Origin of the sequence: Nocardia pseudovaccinii NBRC 100343 (genome assembly GCF_001613225.1) — a bacterium.
Taxonomy (GTDB): Bacteria; Actinomycetota; Actinomycetes; order Mycobacteriales; family Mycobacteriaceae; genus Nocardia; species Nocardia pseudovaccinii.
The window spans coordinates 1-15,957 of sequence record NZ_BDBY01000066.1 but is presented as its reverse complement, the minus strand read 5'-3'; the positions used below and the strand labels follow the sequence as shown (position 1 = coordinate 15,957).

Below are 15,957 nucleotides of genomic sequence, written 5' to 3'. Positions count from 1 at the left end.
AATTAAACACCGTAGCGGCGGTGATCGATGCCGAATTCGTCTGCGACCGTAGCGGCGAGTTCGACGTAGGCGCGTTTGGTGGTCTTGTGCAGACGATGCAGATCGATCTCGGCGCCCTCGGACAGGTGCGAGTCGTACGGGATGATGTGCACCGCGCGGCAGCGCGACAGGAAGTACTCGCGTAGCTGCTGGATGCCGACATTCGGGGAACCCTCACGCGGCAGGTTGATCACCACGACCGCATTGCGGACCAGATGATCGTGGCCGTGCAGGGACAACCAGTCGAGCGTCGCCGCCGCGCTGCGCGCGCCATCGATCGCGGCCGAGGAGATCAGTACCAGCGAATGCGCGAGGTCGAGCACGCCGCCCATCGCCGAATGCATCAGTCCGGTACCGCAGTCGGTCAGGATGATGTTGTAGAACCGCTGCAGGATGCGCGCGACCGCGCGGTACTCCTCGTCGTTGAACGCCTCCGACGCCGCCGGATCCCGTTCGCTGGCAAGCACTTCCAATCGGCTGGTGCCCTGCGAGGTGTGCCTGCGCACATCCGAATAGCGCTGGATCGCGGGATCCAGCAAGAGATCGCGCACGGTCGAGCGGGTCTGCAACGGCACCCGCTGCGACAGCGTGCCGAAGTCCGGATTGGCATCGACCGCGATCACCCGGTCGCCACGGATGGAGGCGAAGATCGAACCGAGACCCATTGTCGTGGTGGTCTTTCCGACACCACCCTTGAGCGAGAGCACCGCGATCCGATAGTCGCCGCGCACCGGCTGCCGGATCCGCGCCACCAACTCCTGCAGCCGCAACTCCTCCGCGGACAAGCCGGGATTGATCGCGCCACCGGAAACATGGTGCACGGCCTTGCGCCACCCGCCGCTCGGCGACTTCTTCGCACGCCGCAACGGCACGTCATCGAGCGAAGGCTGCGGCCCGTGCGGATGATACTGACCACCCTGCTGATACCCGGCCGGTGGTTGGCCGTACCCAGCCTGCGGATCCCCAACGGGCGGTTGCTGTCCCATCGGTCCATGCCCCTGCTGCCCGAAGCCCCGCGCCGCAGGATTTTGCCACTGCTCACCCTCAGGCGCCCGCCCGATCGGCGGCTGCCCATACCCGGGCGCACCTTGTCGTGGTGCGTGATCGCCACCGGGCGCTTGGCCGGTGGGACCGGACGCGCCTTGCCACGGTGCCTGGTCGCTGCCAGGTGCCTGGCCTGTCGGGCCGAATTCGCCTTGCTGTGTTTGGTTGCTGCCAGGTGCCTGCCCCGTGGGTGCGAGTCCGCCTTGCCATTGCGCGTTGTCGCTGCCGGATGCTCGCCCGATGGGTCCGCTCTGCGACGATGCCTGGTCGCTGCCGGGTGCCTGTCCCGTATGCGCAGGCCCGCCTTGCCATGATGCTTGGTCGCCGCCGGATGCTCGGCCCGTCGGCGCGGAGTTGCCTTGCCCCGGTGTGTGATCGCTGCCGGGTGCACTCCCGATGGGTCCGCTCTGCGACGGTGCCTGGTCACTGCCGCGCGCCTGCCCCATGGGCGCAGGGCCGCCCTGCCATTGCGCGTGGTCGCCAGATGCTTGGCCGGTGGGTGTGAGTCCGCCTTGCCACGTCGAGTGATCGCCGCCTTGCGCCTGCACGGTGGGCTCGCTCTGCCACGGTGCCCGGTCGCCCTCGGGTGCTTGCCCCGTAGGCCCAAGTCCGTTCTGCCAAGGTGGTCCGACCTGACCGCTGACCGGCGCCTGTCCGGTGGACGGTTGTGCGTACCCCGGTCCGCTCTGCCATGGCGCGGCCTGATCGCTGCCAGGTGCTTGCCCGGTGGGCGTGAGTCCGCCCTGCCACGGCGCGTGTTCGCCTCCGGGGCCTTGCCCGGTGGGTCCGCTCTGCGAGGGTGGGCCGACTTGATCGCCGAGCGGCGCCTGCCCGATGTGCGGTTGTGCGTACCCGGGTCCGCCCTGCCATGGCGCGGCCTGATCGCTGCCAGGTGCTTGCCCTATAGATCCAGGCCCGCTCGGCCGTGGTGCTTGGTCGCTGCCAGGTGCTTGGCCCGTGGGCGCGAGTCCGCCTTGCCACGGTGCGTGTTCGCCTCCGGACCCTTGCCCCGTGGGTCCGCTCTGCCAGGGTGGGCCGACTTGATCGCCGACCGGCGCCTGCCCGATGTGCGGTTGCGCGTACCCGGGTCCGCCCTGCCATGGTGCGGCCTGATCGCTGCCGGGTGCTTGGCCCGTAGTTCCTGGGCCGCTCGGCCGTGGTGCTTGGTCGCTGCCAGGTGCATGGCCTGCGGGCGCGAGTCCGCCTTGCCGCGGTGCGTGTTCGCCTCCGGGGCCTTGCCCCGTGGGTCCACTCTGCCATGGCATTTGAGCGCTGCCGGGTGCGCGCCCGATGGGTCCGCTCTGCGACAGTGCCTCGTCGCTGCCAGGCACCTGCCCCGGGGGTACCGGGCCGCCCTGCCACTGATCGCCAGACCCTTGACCCGCTGGTGCATGTCCGCCTTGCCATGGCGCATGGTCGCTAGGTGCTTGCCCTGTGGGCGTCGGGCCACCTTGCCACGGTGCGCGATCGCCGCCGGGTGCTTGCCCCAGGGGGCCGCTCTGCCACGGTGGTTGGTCGCCGCCGGGTGCTTGGCCGGTGGATGGGTTCGCGTACCCGGGTCCGTTCTGCCGCGGGGCGGCCGGGTCGCCGATGGGTGCTTGTCCTGTGGGCCCAGGTCCGATCTGCCATGGTGGGCCGGTCTGATCGCCGACAGGTGTCTGCCCAGTGGGCGGCTGGGCGTATCCAGTTCCGTTGTGCCACTGACTATTCGGCTGCCCGGTGCCCGATGCTTGTCCTGATGCGGGCTGCACGTCGCCGGGGGCATTGCGGTCGCCGTGCTGCTCTTCGGGTACTGCGGATTGCTCCGCTCCGGCAACACTTGCTCGGTCGCCCGGCCCATGCGGCGCCGACTGCTCGCTCGTCGGAACCTGCTGATCGCCCGCAGTGTCGGTCGCCTCTGCGGCGTCATCGTCCGCCTCGGCGGCCGCGTCGATTTCCGATGGCAACCGGTGCCGTCCAGCGACGGGCGTCGGTACGCCCGTCGTTCCGGGGACGGGATGCGCAGCCCAACCAGGCGTGGCCAACTCACGTCCTCGTTGCGCCGCAGCGGATCCAGACTGTCCTGCCGTCCCGGTCGGCCGCTGGGATTCGGCTGCGGTTCCCTGCGGTCCCGAGCCCGGACGTCCGAGCTCCCCGCTCGGTGCCTGCGGTGCCCCCGATTCCGGGAACTCAGAGCCCGCCGGATCGGGGCCGGTGACCCATCCGGGCGCGGTCGACCCGCTATCGCGTTGCGGCCGACCGGATTCCGAATCTCCGGTACCGGTGGGCCCTTGGAAATCAGCTCCCTGCGGCGCCAAGGGCGGCTGGTGGAACTCGCCGCCGGGTGCTTGTGGTGCGGATGTGGGGCGTTGGAACTGTCCCGGTGTCTGAGGTGCTGCTCCCGAGCCGACTGCCCGCGCGGAAGCCGGATCGTCGTTGGCGGTTTGCGTCGCCTGGCCGTACTGGCTGTAGTCGTGCGGTGCACCGCCGCTCGCGGACGATGTTGTGCCCGAGGGCGATCCGCCTGCGGGGTGGCCGGTGCCCGCGCCCGAATCCTGGCTGCCGCGCGGTGCGCGTCCGTACTCCGAGGAGGCGGTGCTGGGCACCCGGGAGGTGCCACCCGGCCGCCTGGCCGGATCGACCGTCGCGGAATCGAATATCGGTGTCGCACCGGAGGATTGCGCGCGATCGCCCTCGGCGGAACCCGCTGCGTCGTTCGCGGTCTGCGCTGCACCGAGCGCTCGCGCCGAATCATCCTGATCCGTACGGCCCGGTTCATCCGTCGCCGCCCCGGAACCCCGTGCCACACCAGCGTCCGCGGGTATACCGGAGGCCGACTGTGCGTCGAATTCCCCTGGTGGCGGTGGCAACTCAGGCCGCTGCGCGCTCCGCGCACCTTGCTCGTCAGCGGTCTGATCCTGCGACGGCCGCTGTGGCGCGAGCCAAGGCGGCGGACCATCGTCACCTTGCGAGTCCACCCCGTCCAACTGCTGCGCCGGGCCATCGCCCCCGTGCGAGCCAGCCCGGCGCGATTCGTCGAGTTCCGGGCCCGAGTTGTCCGGACGCGAGCCCGGCCGTGACTCGTCGAGTCGCGAAGGCGGACTGTCGACTCCGCGCGGGTCGTGCGGCCGCGGTTCATCGTGTCGGGTGGGCGGTCCGTCGACGCCATGAGCGCCCTGTGGGTGCGGTTCTCCGACTCGCGAAGGCGGGCCGTCGAACCCGGGTGAGTGCTGCGAGGACGGGCCGTCGATTCCGCCCGCGTGCGGTTCGTCGAGCCGTGCGGACGGCGCGTCGGTGCCGCCCGAGGTCGTTGCGGATGGTGCCTGTGCGGGCGGCGTGAGCTGGCCATTTTCCGACTGGTTTTCGGGCACCGAAGTCGGCCCGGGATGAGCTGGTGCCGAGGCTGCGGGGGTATGCGGACCCGTGCCGACCGCCGGTTGGCCGCCCTGGTCGGTGCGGGGCGTATCGAGCCATGCGGGTGGGGTGTCGAAGTCGCCGGTCCCCGGCCGCTCGCTCGTCGGCGGCTGCGGTGGTGCGGCAAGCGAATACGGTTGTGCGGCGGCCTGGTTCGGCGGGGGCGGCAGGTCGGGGCGCGATGCCTGGTAGCGCACCGTTTCCTCGACGGACGGGGGCGGCTCTGCGGCAATCGGCTGGCCCGCACCCGGCTGCTGGTAATCGGCAGCGGGCTGCTGCGGGCCGGAAGGGTGCACCAGCGGTTGCGACGGTGGCGTCGGCGGCCTGCTGCCGAGCGGGTCGAAACCGGCGGAGAGCTGGCCGGGGTGCCGGGTCGGCAGCTGATTGCTGCCCTGCCAACCGTTTTCCGAGCGCGGCGAACCCTGACCCGGTCCATCCGGGCGCGCGGGCGGGCCGGAGTCGTGCTGAGGTGGACCCTGTCGGCCTGGCTCGGGGCCGCGCTGGGGTTCGGGTCCGCGAAAGGCGTTCGGGCCCTGGAAACCACCCGATCCGCTGTGTAGTTCGAAACCCGGACCGGACAATTCGCGCCCCGCTGAACTTGGGCGCTGGCCCTGTTCTTCGGGCTGCTCGTCCTTACCTTTGCGACGGCCGAATCGGCGCTTGTCCCGGCGCGCGGCTTCGGGACGCTCGGTCTCCGGCGCGCGCTTGGAACGTCCACGCCGCGAAGGCGCTTCATCGATGAGGTCGTCCTGTGGCAGGTTCTGTACGGGTGCTTCGTAGCCGCCGGTGACATCGCTCTCGGAAAGCCACGGGGGCAGCATGGGGAGGCCGTCGTTATTACGGCTCACACGTCCCCCTTGATCTGCTCGACCTTTATTCCTGGGCTGTGGTCAGTTTACGCGACGACTCTGCCTCATCACGGGTGGGGAGTGGGCCGAACGACCGGTTTTCGAACGCCCTTATCGCGGGATCTGTTGGACCCCATGCGTCTCTCGATAGGTAGGACGAGATGTGCTGTGTCGTATGACCGCACACAATCCGCATGGCAGATTGCCGCGCGTCTGCTTCGTCACCAGCATCCGGCCTCGATCCTGATCTTCGGCGGGCCTCTACTTTCCGGCGAGGGCGGCCTCATGTATCCCGCTGAGCAAGTCTTCGCCAACGCTCCCATCGCAGCGCGCCGGAGCGACGAACGGGTTCGCGACCGCATCCGGTGCGACCGATGCACGAAGTATCGCCATGCTCCGGCTCGGCGTCACGACGTAGTGCCCTGCCCTCGCTCGGCCGCCGTGGATGGCGACGAACTGCGATGCCGATGCCGTGGCCGATGCCGAACGGGGGACTGCGCCGGATAAAGAGGAGGGGGACCGCGCCGGATAAGACGGCTCTGCTGGAAAGCCGGTGGGCATTCGACGACGAGCAGAACAGCGCCGACTTCCGGTCTCGCCACCGACGGTGTCCGCCGCGTGACGATCACGACTCCAACGCGGCTCCGGCCACCACGACTACGCTGGCAACCGCGGGGTCTGCGCACTGCCTCGCGCGCACCAAAAGCGGAACAGTAGCCGCTCCCGCACGCTGTGACCAGGGCGAATTGGCCTGCCCGCAATTAAACCGGTAAGCTTGGTCGGCGGTGCACCTACGCGCCGACTGTTTGCATGCCGCCGATCGGGACGACCGATGGGTACATGGAAGCAGATACAAGGCAATCAAACCAGGTTTGAGCGTAAACCGGGATCGCGGAGGACATGGCGAAGAAAGACGGGGCCATCGAGGTCGAGGGTCGAGTTGTCGAGCCGCTGCCCAATGCGATGTTCCGGATCGAGCTCGAGAACGGACACAAGGTTCTCGCGCACATCAGCGGAAAGATGCGGCAGCACTACATTCGCATCCTTCCCGAGGACCGTGTGGTCGTCGAGCTTTCGCCCTACGACCTGTCGCGCGGCCGCATCGTTTACCGCTACAAGTGATCACGCCGGAAGGCGTGACCATCGAGCCGCAAGGCTCACCACAGAGACTTCCCCAGTCGTCGGCTGGGGAAAAACTGTGTTCACACCCGTGTGAACCGAACAAGATTGGACGGACGTGAAGGTTCAGCCGAGCGTCAAGAAGATCTGCGAGAAGTGCAAGGTGATCCGCCGTCACGGTCGGGTCATGGTGATCTGCGAGAACCTGCGCCACAAGCAGCGTCAGGGCTGAGTTCGCAACACCAGCCGGGCACCGATCACTGATCGGCTTGGCCAACTAAAAGAAGACCTCCCAGCGCCAGCGGGCACACACAGTGCCCGCCTACCCCCGGACCGGAGGCCGGGGCCCCACCAAGACGAGGGGACGGACAGGGAGCAGACCTCCGCAACGATTAAGGAACCTGCCACATGGCACGTCTCATGGGCGTTGATCTTCCGCGCGAAAAGCGCATGGAGATCGCGCTGACCTACATTTTCGGCATCGGCCGTACCCGCGCCAAGGAGATCCTCGAGGCGACGGGCGTCAGCCCGGACCTGCGCTCGAAGGACCTCAGCGACGAGCAGGTCACGCAGCTGCGTGACTACATCGAGGGTTCGGCCCTCAAGGTCGAGGGTGACCTGCGCCGCGAGGTGCAGGCCGACATTCGACGCAAGATCGAGATCGGCTGCTACCAGGGTCTGCGCCACCGTCGTGGCCTGCCCGTGCGTGGCCAGCGCACCAAGACCAACGCGCGCACCCGCAAGGGCCCGAAGCGCACCGTCGCAGGCAAGAAGAAGTAGGGGATAAAGGATGCCTCCGAAGAGTCGGGCCTCCGGCCCCAAGAAGACCCAGAAGTCGCGTCGCCGGGAAAAGAAGAACGTCCCGCACGGCCACGCGCACATCAAGAGCACGTTCAACAACACGATCGTGTCGATCACCGACCCGTCCGGCAACGTCATCTCGTGGGCGTCCTCGGGCCACGTCGGCTTCAAGGGTTCGCGCAAGTCGACCCCGTTCGCCGCCCAGCTCGCCGCCGAGAACGCTGCCCGCAAGGCGCAGGAGAACGGCGTCAAGAAGGTCGACGTGTTCGTCAAGGGCCCGGGTTCGGGCCGCGAGACCGCGATCCGTTCGCTGCAGGCCGCAGGCCTGGAAGTCGGCACGATCTCCGATGTCACCCCGCAGCCGCACAACGGCTGCCGTCCGCCCAAGCGGCGTCGCGTCTAGCGGGAAAGGAATAACGAAAAATGGCTCGTTACACAGGCCCTATCACCCGCAAGTCGCGTCGTCTGCGGGTCGACCTCGTCGGAGGCGACCAGGCGTTCGAGCGTCGTCCCTACCCGCCGGGCCAGCACGGCCGTGCGCGGATCAAGGAGAGCGAGTACCTGCTCCAGCTGCAGGAGAAGCAGAAGGCGCGCTTCTCCTACGGCGTCATGGAGAAGCAGTTCCGCCGGTACTACGAAGAGGCCAACCGCCTCAAGGGCAAGACCGGTGACAACCTGCTCCGTCTGCTCGAGACCCGGCTCGACAATGTTGTGTACCGCGCCGGTCTGGCGCGCACCCGTCGGCAGGCTCGCCAGCTGGTCAGCCACGGTCACTTCCTGGTGAACAACCGGGCCGTGAACGTCCCCAGCTTCCAGGTGACCCAGTACGACATCATCGATGTCAAGGAGAAGTCGCTCGGCACGCTGCCGTTCCAGGTCGCGCGTGAGACCGTCGGCGACCGCCCGGTTCCGGGTTGGCTGCAGGTGCTCCCGGGTCGGCTGCGGATCCTGGTGCACCAGCTCCCCGAGCGCGCCCAGATCGATGTGCCGCTGCAGGAACAGCTGATCGTCGAGTACTACTCGAAGTAAACAGCTTTCGCTGCTGGTGTGTGACCGCTCGGAGACGAGCGGTCACACACAACCCCCAAGACGTGGGCGTCAAATAGTGGGCGCCCCTACAGGAGGATGATCCTAATGCTGATTTCACAGCGTCCGACGCTGACCGAAGAGGTCGTCGCCGAGAACCGCTCGAAGTTCACCATCGAACCGCTCGAGCCGGGCTTCGGTTACACCCTCGGCAACTCGCTGCGGCGTACCCTGCTGTCCTCGATTCCGGGGGCCGCGGTCACGAGCATCCGCATCGACGGCGTCCTGCACGAGTTCACCACCGTTCCCGGCGTGAAGGAGGATGTCACCGACATCATCCTGAATCTCAAAGGTCTGGTCGTGTCCTCGGAGGAGGACGAGCCGGTCACGATGTACGTGCGCAAGCAGGGCCCGGGCACCGTCACCGCCGGTGACATCGTGCCGCCTGCCGGTGTTGTGGTGCACAACCCGGATATGCACATCGCCACCCTGAACGACAAGGGCAAGCTGGAGATCGAGCTCGTCGTCGAGCGCGGTCGCGGTTACGTCCCGGCGGTGCAGAACAAGGCGTCCGGCGCGGAAATCGGCCGGATCCCGGTGGATTCGATCTACTCGCCGGTGCTCAAGGTGACCTACAAGGTGGAGGCCACCCGTGTCGAGCAGCGCACCGACTTCGACCGTCTGATCCTGGACGTGGAGACCAAGAACTCCATCACCGCCCGGGACGCGCTCGCTTCGGCGGGCAAGACCCTGGTCGAGCTGTTCGGCCTGGCCCGTGAGCTCAATGTCGAAGCCGAAGGCATCGAGATCGGCCCTTCGCCGGCCGAGGCGGATCACATCGCCTCGTTCGGTCTGCCGATCGAGGATCTGGACCTCACCGTCCGGTCCTACAACTGCCTCAAGCGCGAGGGCGTGCACACGGTCGGCGAGCTCGTCGCCCGCACCGAATCGGATCTGCTGGACATCCGCAACTTCGGCCAGAAGTCCATCGACGAGGTCAAGGTCAAGCTGCATGCGCTCGGCCTCTCGCTGAAGGACAGCCCGGCCTCGTTCGATCCTTCGTCCGTGGTGGGTTACGACGCGAGCACCGGAACGTGGAGCGACAGCGGCACGTTCAGTGACACCGATGGCGGCGAGCAGGACTACGCCGAGACCGAACAGCTCTAGGCCGCTGGGGTAGGCACCCCGGCCCGGCCTCACACAAGGAGAACAAACAATGCCCAAGCCCAAGAAGGGTGCCCGCTTCGGCGGGTCGGCGTCGCACCAGAAGGCGATCTTCGCCAATCTGGCCACGGCGCTCTTCGAGCACGGTCGTATCACGACCACCGAGGCCAAGGCCAAGGCGCTGCGCCCCTACGCCGAGAAGCTGGTCACCAAGGCGAAGGCCGGTACCCTGGCCGACCGTCGCGAGGTGCTCAAGGTCATCCGTAACAAGGATGTCGTCCACGAGCTCTTCGCCTCGATCGGTCCGTCGTTCGAGGGCCGCGAGGGTGGCTACACCCGCATCACCAAGACGCTGCCCCGCAAGGGTGACAACGCGCCGATGGCGGTCATCGAGCTGGTCCGGGAGAAGACCGTGACCAACGAGGCCGACCGCGCCCGTCGCGTGGCCGCGTCCAAGAAGGCCGAGGCGCCCGTCGCCGAGACCGTGGTCGAGGAGCAGGCCGATGCGGCCGTCGCCGAGACCGTCGAGGCCGAGGCCCCCGCTGCCGACGAGGCCGCTGAGGACAAGAAGGACGCCTGACGCTCGCGTTGGAAGTCTTCGAAGGAGCCCGCCGTACCCTCTGTGGGTCGGCGGGCTCATTCGTGTCCGAAGGAGACCGCTTCCGCGGCAGCGTGTTCCACGTGTGCGAGGTGGATCTCGATGAGCGAAGCGCTGGCTCGCGCGTATCGAGCAGGAGATGGCCGTGACCGTGCAGGATTCGACCGGTTCGTTCGCGACCGGTAGCGCCGCGCCCCATCGCCCCGGCGGGGGTGGGGGGCCAGCGGCGGGTTTCGCCCTTCGAGGTGACGAGGTGCGCCCCGATAGCGGGGTCGGCCTGGATGGCGGGACGAACGTGTTGCGCGTCCGGCTCGACATCTCCTACGACGGTACCGATTTCATCGGCTGGGCGCGGCAACCGGGTCTGCGCACCGTGCAGGGTGTGCTCGAGGAATCGCTGAGCAAAGTGTTCCGCGAGCCGATCCAATTGACCGTCGCGGGACGCACCGATGCCGGTGTACATGCCGAGGGGCAGGTCGCGCATTTCGATATCGGGACCGAACCGGATGCGGCCAAGCTCATCCATCGCATGGCGCGGTTTCTGCCGAAAGACGTGCGGATCAAGGATATTCGCGTCGTCCCGGCCGAATTCGACGCGCGTTTCTCGGCGATCCGCCGCCACTATGCGTATCGGCTGACCACCGCGCCATATGGTGCCGAGCCGCTCCAAGCCCGCAGTGTTGTCGCCTGTCGTCACGACGTCGATCTCGAGGCCATGCGCGAGGCGTCGCGAAAGTTGCTGGGCCTGCACAACTTCGCCGCATTCTGCCGCCGCCGTGACGGTGCGACCACCGTCCGTGAACTCCAGCGCTTCGACTGGGAGCGCGATGGCGACCTGCTCATCGCCTATGTCAGCGCGGATGCGTTCTGCTGGTCCATGGTGCGCAGCCTCGTCGGCGCGGTGCTCGCGGTGGGGGAGGGGCGTCGCACGCCCGACTGGGTCGCCGCGCTACTCAACGAAACCGAGCGCTCCAGTTCGGTCACCGTGGCGCCCGCACATGGTCTGAGTCTCATTGCCGTCGACTATCCCGACGATGCCGACCTCGCCGCGCGCAATGCCGAAACCCGCGAAATGCGTACTGTCCCAACCGAAGGCTGCTGCGGCGACTGAGCTGACGGGGCTCCCGCACCGTGAATCTGCGGGCACGGGCGGTGCGGGAGCATGACCCAGCGAATCTAGCCGGACGAACTTGCTTCGATCGTCCGTGGCTGGCTGGAACCGGAGATTTCGATACGGCGGGGCTTGGCCCGTTCGGCGATCGGAATCGTCACCGATAGCACGCCGTTGTTATAGGTTGCGCTGATCTTGTCGGCATCGACATTGTCGCCGAGGCTGAGCTGGCGCATATAGGTGCCCGCGAAGCGCTCGGACGCAATCCATTGGACGCCTTCGTCGCTCGGCAGGCTGCGCTGCGCGCGCAGGGTGAGTGTGCCGTTGTCGACGCTCACATCCACCGAGCCGGGGTCCACACCGGGCAGGTCGGCGTTGAGTACGTAATGATCGCCTGCCTTGAACAAATCCATCGGCATGAATCGTGGCGCGCGGGATGTCCCCATGGATTCGCCGAGCAGCTGGCGGGCAACGGTGTCGATGTCATGGAATGGATCGAACCGGAGCACAGCAATCACCTCCATTTCACTAGCGGCGGCGCCTGCCACGGCGGCAAGCGCCGGAAGCTGTGCACCATCCAAGTTAGCACTCTGGAATAGAGAGTGCTAACCCGATTTCGAGGTCGGAATAGGAACCGTGACAGTGTGGTTGGCTCGGAACATGGCGATCGCAAAGCTCGGACGGTTCGGTGTATGGCGCTACTACGGGGCGTTCACCCCGCAGGACGCACAGGACTTGGAAGGACTCGGCTACGGCACGCTGTGGCTCGGCGGGTCCCCGCCCGCCGAACTACCGGTGATCGAGTCGCTGCTCGAGGCGACCGAGTCGATCACCGTCGCCACCAGCATCGTGAACATCTGGACCGCACCCGCGAAGCAGGTCGCGGAGTCGTTCCACCGGATCGACGCGCGCTTCCCCGGTCGGTTCCTGCTCGGCCTCGGCGCGGGCCACCCCGAACACCAGGGCGAATACCGCAAGCCCTATGACGCGCTGAGCGAATACTTCGACGAACTGGATGCCGCGGGCGTACCGAAGGAGCGCCGCGCCCTCGCCGCCCTCGGCCCGCGCGTGCTGCGGCTCGCGGCGCAACGGTCCGCTGGCGCGCTGCCCTACCTCGTCACCCCGGAACACACCGCCCGCGCCCGCGCCGAACTCGGTGACGGCGTGCTGCTGGCCACCGAACACAAGGTGGTCCTCGACGAAGATCCGGTCCGCTCCCGCATCACCGCCCGTCCGCGCGTCGAGTTCTATCTCGACCTCCAGAATTACGTCAGCAATCTGCGCCGCCTCGGCTTCAGCGACGACGATGTGACCAAACCCGGCAGTGATCGCCTCATCGACGCCCTGGTAGCTCACGGCGACGCGGACGCGATCGTCGATCGCCTCTCCACTCACCTGAACGCAGGCGCCGACCACGTCGTCATCCAAGTCCTCGCCGACGAAGCCGCCACTCTGCGCACCCTCGCACCGCTGCTCGCGAAATAGTCCTGCGGTGGCGATCGGCTGAGTTTCCGGCCGATCGCCCCAGGGGACATTGTTGAAGCGCGTCGATCGGCTCGACTCGCGCAGATGACGCCGCCTTCCTCGGCGTCGTCGGTTCGGGTTCCCCCGATTCGTTCGGGAGGTTCGAACGATTCGGACGCGAAAGACCCCATTCGTCCTAAGGCAGCGTTAGAAAGGGCGCCGTCCGCTTCCATCGGCGCTGTGACTGCGCACACACTGGTCTCCGACCGACGCAAGGCCGCGTCGAAGAAGGAGATCTTGTGACTACGACACAGCCTGTCGGCGAGCGCCGGGTGGTCGCGAATGTATTGCGTGGTTCCATCGGCAATCTCGTCGAGTGGTACGACTGGTATGTCTACGCCGCGTTCAGCGTCTACTTCGCGAAGTCGTTCTTTCCGAAGGGCGATTCGACCGCGCAATTGCTTTCCACCGCAGCCGTTTTCGCGGTCGGGTTCCTCATGCGGCCACTCGGTGGGTGGGCACTCGGTCGCTACGCCGACAAGTTCGGACGTCGTTCGGCGCTGACCCTGTCGGTGACGGTGATGGCGGCCGGTTCGCTGCTGATCGCGCTGACGCCCGGATATCAGACGATCGGAATCGCCGCGCCGATACTGCTTTTGCTGGCCCGCCTGTTGCAGGGCCTTTCGGTGGGTGGCGAATACGCAACCAGCGCAACGTATTTGTCCGAGGTGGCCTCGACAGGTAAGCGCGGATTCTATTCGAGCTTCCAGTACGTCACGCTGGTCGCCGGACAGTTGGTGGCACTCGGCGTGCAGATCATCCTGCAGCAGTTCCTGAACAACGCGCAGATGAACAACTGGGGCTGGCGCATTCCGTTCGTGATCGGTGCGGCGGCCGCGCTGATCGTGATGTGGCTGCGGCGCAGCATGGACGAGTCGGAGCACTTCGAGGCCGAGGTCGAGGCCGAACGCGATCCGGCGGCGAGCAGCGCCGGTGCGAACCAGCCCGCGCGTGGTTCGCTGCGGATGCTGCTGCAGTACCCGCGGGAATGCCTGCTGGTGATCGGGCTGACGCTCGGCGGCACGGTCGCGTTCTACACGTACACGACGTACATGCAGAAATTCATGATCAATACCTCCGGCATCTCCAAGTCGACGGTCTCGTGGATCAACTTCATCGCACTGCTGGTCTTCGTGGTGCTGCAGCCACTGGCGGGCGCACTGTCCGACCGGGTCGGACGACGCAAGCTGCTGATCTTCTTCGGCGTCGCGGGCACCCTGCTCACCGTGCCGATCATGACCGTGCTCGCGCACACCAAGAATCCGATCGCCGCCTGGGCGCTGATGATGGGCGCGCTGGTCATCATCACCGGCTACACCTCGATCAACGCCATCGTTAAGGCCGAGCTGTTCCCGACCAAGATCCGCGCGCTCGGCGTAGGCCTTCCGTACGCGCTGACCGTCGCGATCTTCGGCGGTACGGCCGAAACCATCGCGCTGTCGCTGAAGCAGGCGAACCATGAATCGCTGTACTTCTGGTACGTCGCCGGATGCATCGGAATCTCGCTGCTGACCTACTGGTTCATGCGGGAGACCTCGAGCGGATCCGCCATCGACGCCGATGCCGCTGCCACGGACGATATTTCGCTCACCAAGGCGGATACCTCGGCCAGCGGGCCGGACCGTGACCTCGCGACGGCTCGACCCTGACGGCCCGACCGCACACGCCGCTCCATTGCTGTGGGAGGATCGGCGTGTGCGGCTGGCGGTGGTCGAGGACGATGACGGCGTAGGCGACGCGCTGGTAGAGGCGCTCAATGCCCGCGGTTATCAGGCCGAGCGCAAGCGCCGCGGCGCCGATCTGCTCATCGCGCACCGCGGTTACGACGCGGTCATCCTGGATCTCGGACTGCCCGACGGTGACGGTCTGCAGGTGCTGCGCCAGCTGCGCGAGGTGAGTTCCGTTCCGGTGCTGATCCTGACCGCGCGCAGCGACGAGCGCTCGATCGTGCGCGGACTGCGCGGCGGTGCCGACGACTATCTGGTGAAGCCGCCGCGGATCGCGGAATTGATGGCCCGGCTGGAGAATGTGGTCCGGCGCGCCGCCGCCGGATCGCAGCCGGAGCGTGCCGACGTGGTCACCGGCGATGTGCGGGTCGATCTGGCGGCCCGGGTGGTCGAGGTCGCCGGGCGGCCGATCGCGTTGACCCAGAAGGAATTCGAGTTGGTGGAGGCATTGGTGGAGCGGCCCGGCGCCGCGGTCAGCCGCCAGCAGCTGATGGATCGGATCTGGGGTGACGCGTTCGTGGCGGTATCGCGCTCACTGGATGTGCACATGACCGGATTGCGAGCGAAATTGGACCGACCTGGGCTGATAACGACGATTCGCGGCTACGGTTACCGCTGGGGCCAGTGATCGTACCGGCCCGGCAGACCTAGCAGGAGCGGAGCCCGGCATGCGCAGACGACTACTCGTCGCGCTGACGGTATTCGCGGCGATCGCCGTCTTCGCCTTCGCGGTACCGCTCTCGCTGACCTTCGCGACCAGCCGGACCCAGGAGTTCGTCGCCGATCGGTCCGGTGATGCCGACCGGTTCGCCAGCCTCGCCGATGCGGCGGTGGCCGAGGGGGACAGCCGGGCGCTGGCCGACGAGGCCGGGCGTTACCACGATCTCTACGGGGAGAACGTGCTCGTAGTAGATGCGCGTGGTGCGCGGACGGTGAATGCGGGCGTCGATGCGGCCGCTGATCCCGTCGAGGACGCCGTTGCCGCCGCCCGCCGCAACCAGCGGCCGCAGCCGGTGTATCGACTGACGCCGTGGAGTGCGTCGACGGTGCTGATTGCCCGTCCGGTCGGCACCGGAGTGCAGGTCAACGGCGCGGTGGTGATCGAGGCATCCACTGCCCGCGCCCGGCGCGATATCGCCCGAGCCTGGGCGGTGATCGCGGTCGGCGCGGTGCTGGCAATGGTGGTGTTCACCATGCTGGCGCTGAGCCTGGCGCGCTGGGTGCTGCGGCCGCTGGCGGCACTGTCGCAGGCGGTCGCCGAGTTGACCGCGACCCTGCCGAAGCCGCGCGCCGAGGCCGCCGCCCACGTCTCGATCGCTCGCCACCACGGCGGGCCGCCGGAAATGCGGGCGGTCGCGGAATCCTTCGATGCCATGGCATTGGCGGTCGCCGATTCGGCGGATGCGCAACGTCAGCTGGTCGCGGATACCGCGCATGCCATGCGAAATCCGCTCGCCGCCTTGACGATTCGTCTCGACTCTTTGGAAGCCGCCATTCCGGAAAGTGCGGTGGCGACCTTCCGTAGCGCGGGCGCCGAGGTCGAACGGTTGACCGCGCTGCTCG

At 67.3% G+C, this 15,957-nt stretch carries 15 protein-coding genes and 1 pseudogene; 14 read left to right on the top strand and 2 right to left on the bottom strand.

What is annotated here, in order from left to right; genetic code table 11:
* Positions 1–2 precede the first annotated feature (2 nt).
* Positions 3–1,223 (bottom strand): annotated as a pseudogene (locus NP3_RS07600) (MinD/ParA family ATP-binding protein); the annotation flags it as partial.
* A gap of 2,344 nt (positions 1,224–3,567) precedes the next feature.
* On the opposite strand from NP3_RS07600, the gene NP3_RS47700 reads away from it, so the two are divergent.
* The 10 genes from NP3_RS47700 to truA all read left to right on the top strand — a co-directional run bounded on the left by NP3_RS47700 (position 3,568) and on the right by truA (position 11,143).
* Positions 3,568–3,822 carry a hypothetical protein gene (locus NP3_RS47700; RefSeq protein WP_063039140.1) on the top strand — a complete coding sequence of 85 codons (255 nt, stop codon included), beginning with the start codon at positions 3,568–3,570 and terminating at the stop codon, positions 3,820–3,822.
* A gap of 653 nt (positions 3,823–4,475) precedes the next feature.
* Positions 4,476–5,036: a hypothetical protein gene (locus NP3_RS47695; protein ID WP_063039139.1), complete on the top strand. Its 561-nt coding sequence runs from the start codon at positions 4,476–4,478 to the stop codon at positions 5,034–5,036.
* 1,188 nt (positions 5,037–6,224) lie between these two features.
* On the top strand, positions 6,225–6,446 hold the full coding sequence (gene infA, locus NP3_RS07585; RefSeq protein ID WP_003418601.1) for a translation initiation factor IF-1: 222 nt from the start codon (positions 6,225–6,227) through the stop codon (positions 6,444–6,446).
* 115 nt (positions 6,447–6,561) lie between these two features.
* Positions 6,562–6,675 carry a 50S ribosomal protein L36 gene (gene rpmJ, locus NP3_RS07580; protein WP_040686659.1) on the top strand — a complete coding sequence of 38 codons (114 nt, stop codon included), beginning with the start codon at positions 6,562–6,564 and terminating at the stop codon, positions 6,673–6,675.
* A gap of 176 nt (positions 6,676–6,851) precedes the next feature.
* Positions 6,852–7,223, top strand: coding sequence for a 30S ribosomal protein S13 (rpsM, locus tag NP3_RS07575; RefSeq protein WP_062983099.1), 372 nt, complete (start codon positions 6,852–6,854; stop codon positions 7,221–7,223).
* A gap of 10 nt (positions 7,224–7,233) precedes the next feature.
* Entirely contained in the window at positions 7,234–7,647 is a 414-nt protein-coding gene (rpsK, locus tag NP3_RS07570; protein ID WP_014349147.1) for a 30S ribosomal protein S11, read from the top strand.
* A gap of 20 nt (positions 7,648–7,667) precedes the next feature.
* Positions 7,668–8,273 (top strand): 30S ribosomal protein S4, encoded by a 606-nt coding sequence (gene rpsD / locus NP3_RS07565; protein WP_063039138.1) that lies wholly within the window; start codon positions 7,668–7,670, stop codon positions 8,271–8,273.
* A gap of 105 nt (positions 8,274–8,378) precedes the next feature.
* Positions 8,379–9,437 carry a DNA-directed RNA polymerase subunit alpha gene (locus NP3_RS07560; protein WP_040686662.1) on the top strand — a complete coding sequence of 353 codons (1,059 nt, stop codon included), beginning with the start codon at positions 8,379–8,381 and terminating at the stop codon, positions 9,435–9,437.
* A gap of 49 nt (positions 9,438–9,486) precedes the next feature.
* Positions 9,487–10,014 carry a 50S ribosomal protein L17 gene (gene rplQ / locus NP3_RS07555; protein ID WP_063039137.1) on the top strand — a complete coding sequence of 176 codons (528 nt, stop codon included), beginning with the start codon at positions 9,487–9,489 and terminating at the stop codon, positions 10,012–10,014.
* Positions 10,015–10,285: 271 nt separating this feature from the next.
* Positions 10,286–11,143 carry a tRNA pseudouridine(38-40) synthase TruA gene (gene truA / locus NP3_RS07550; RefSeq protein WP_063039144.1) on the top strand — a complete coding sequence of 286 codons (858 nt, stop codon included), beginning with the start codon at positions 10,286–10,288 and terminating at the stop codon, positions 11,141–11,143.
* A gap of 65 nt (positions 11,144–11,208) precedes the next feature.
* Here truA and NP3_RS07545 read toward each other — a convergent pair whose 3' ends face one another.
* Positions 11,209–11,652: an Hsp20/alpha crystallin family protein gene (locus tag NP3_RS07545; RefSeq protein ID WP_063039143.1), complete on the bottom strand. Its 444-nt coding sequence runs from the start codon at positions 11,650–11,652 to the stop codon at positions 11,209–11,211.
* 151 nt (positions 11,653–11,803) lie between these two features.
* Between NP3_RS07545 and NP3_RS07540 the strand changes: the two genes are divergently transcribed.
* From NP3_RS07540 to NP3_RS07525, 4 genes are all read left to right on the top strand, one after another.
* Entirely contained in the window at positions 11,804–12,628 is an 825-nt protein-coding gene (locus NP3_RS07540) for an LLM class F420-dependent oxidoreductase (RefSeq protein WP_063039142.1), read from the top strand.
* Between the two features lie 278 nt (positions 12,629–12,906).
* Positions 12,907–14,316 carry an MFS transporter gene (locus NP3_RS07535; protein ID WP_063039135.1) on the top strand — a complete coding sequence of 470 codons (1,410 nt, stop codon included), beginning with the start codon at positions 12,907–12,909 and terminating at the stop codon, positions 14,314–14,316.
* 46 nt (positions 14,317–14,362) lie between these two features.
* On the top strand, positions 14,363–15,022 hold the full coding sequence (locus NP3_RS07530; RefSeq protein ID WP_063039141.1) for a response regulator transcription factor: 660 nt from the start codon (positions 14,363–14,365) through the stop codon (positions 15,020–15,022).
* Between the two features lie 40 nt (positions 15,023–15,062).
* Positions 15,063–15,957 (top strand): sensor histidine kinase family protein (locus NP3_RS07525; RefSeq protein ID WP_157124177.1); only part of this gene is annotated, 895 nt, incomplete at its 3' end.

Bases quoted from the DNA above. Each gene is read 5' to 3' on its own strand.
- rpsM (WP_062983099.1), top strand. From the start codon at position 6,852: ATGGCACGTCTCATGGGCGTTGATCTTCCGCGCGAAAAGCGCATGGAG.
- NP3_RS07560 (WP_040686662.1), top strand. From the start codon at position 8,379: ATGCTGATTTCACAGCGTCCGACGCTGACCGAAGAGGTCGTCGCCGAG.
- rpsD (WP_063039138.1), top strand. From the start codon at position 7,668: ATGGCTCGTTACACAGGCCCTATCACCCGCAAGTCGCGTCGTCTGCGG.
- NP3_RS47695 (WP_063039139.1), top strand. From the start codon at position 4,476: ATGCGGACCCGTGCCGACCGCCGGTTGGCCGCCCTGGTCGGTGCGGGG.
- rpsK (WP_014349147.1), top strand. From the start codon at position 7,234: ATGCCTCCGAAGAGTCGGGCCTCCGGCCCCAAGAAGACCCAGAAGTCG.
- rplQ (WP_063039137.1), top strand. From the start codon at position 9,487: ATGCCCAAGCCCAAGAAGGGTGCCCGCTTCGGCGGGTCGGCGTCGCAC.
- infA (WP_003418601.1), top strand. From the start codon at position 6,225: ATGGCGAAGAAAGACGGGGCCATCGAGGTCGAGGGTCGAGTTGTCGAG.
- NP3_RS07540 (WP_063039142.1), top strand. From the start codon at position 11,804: ATGGCGATCGCAAAGCTCGGACGGTTCGGTGTATGGCGCTACTACGGG.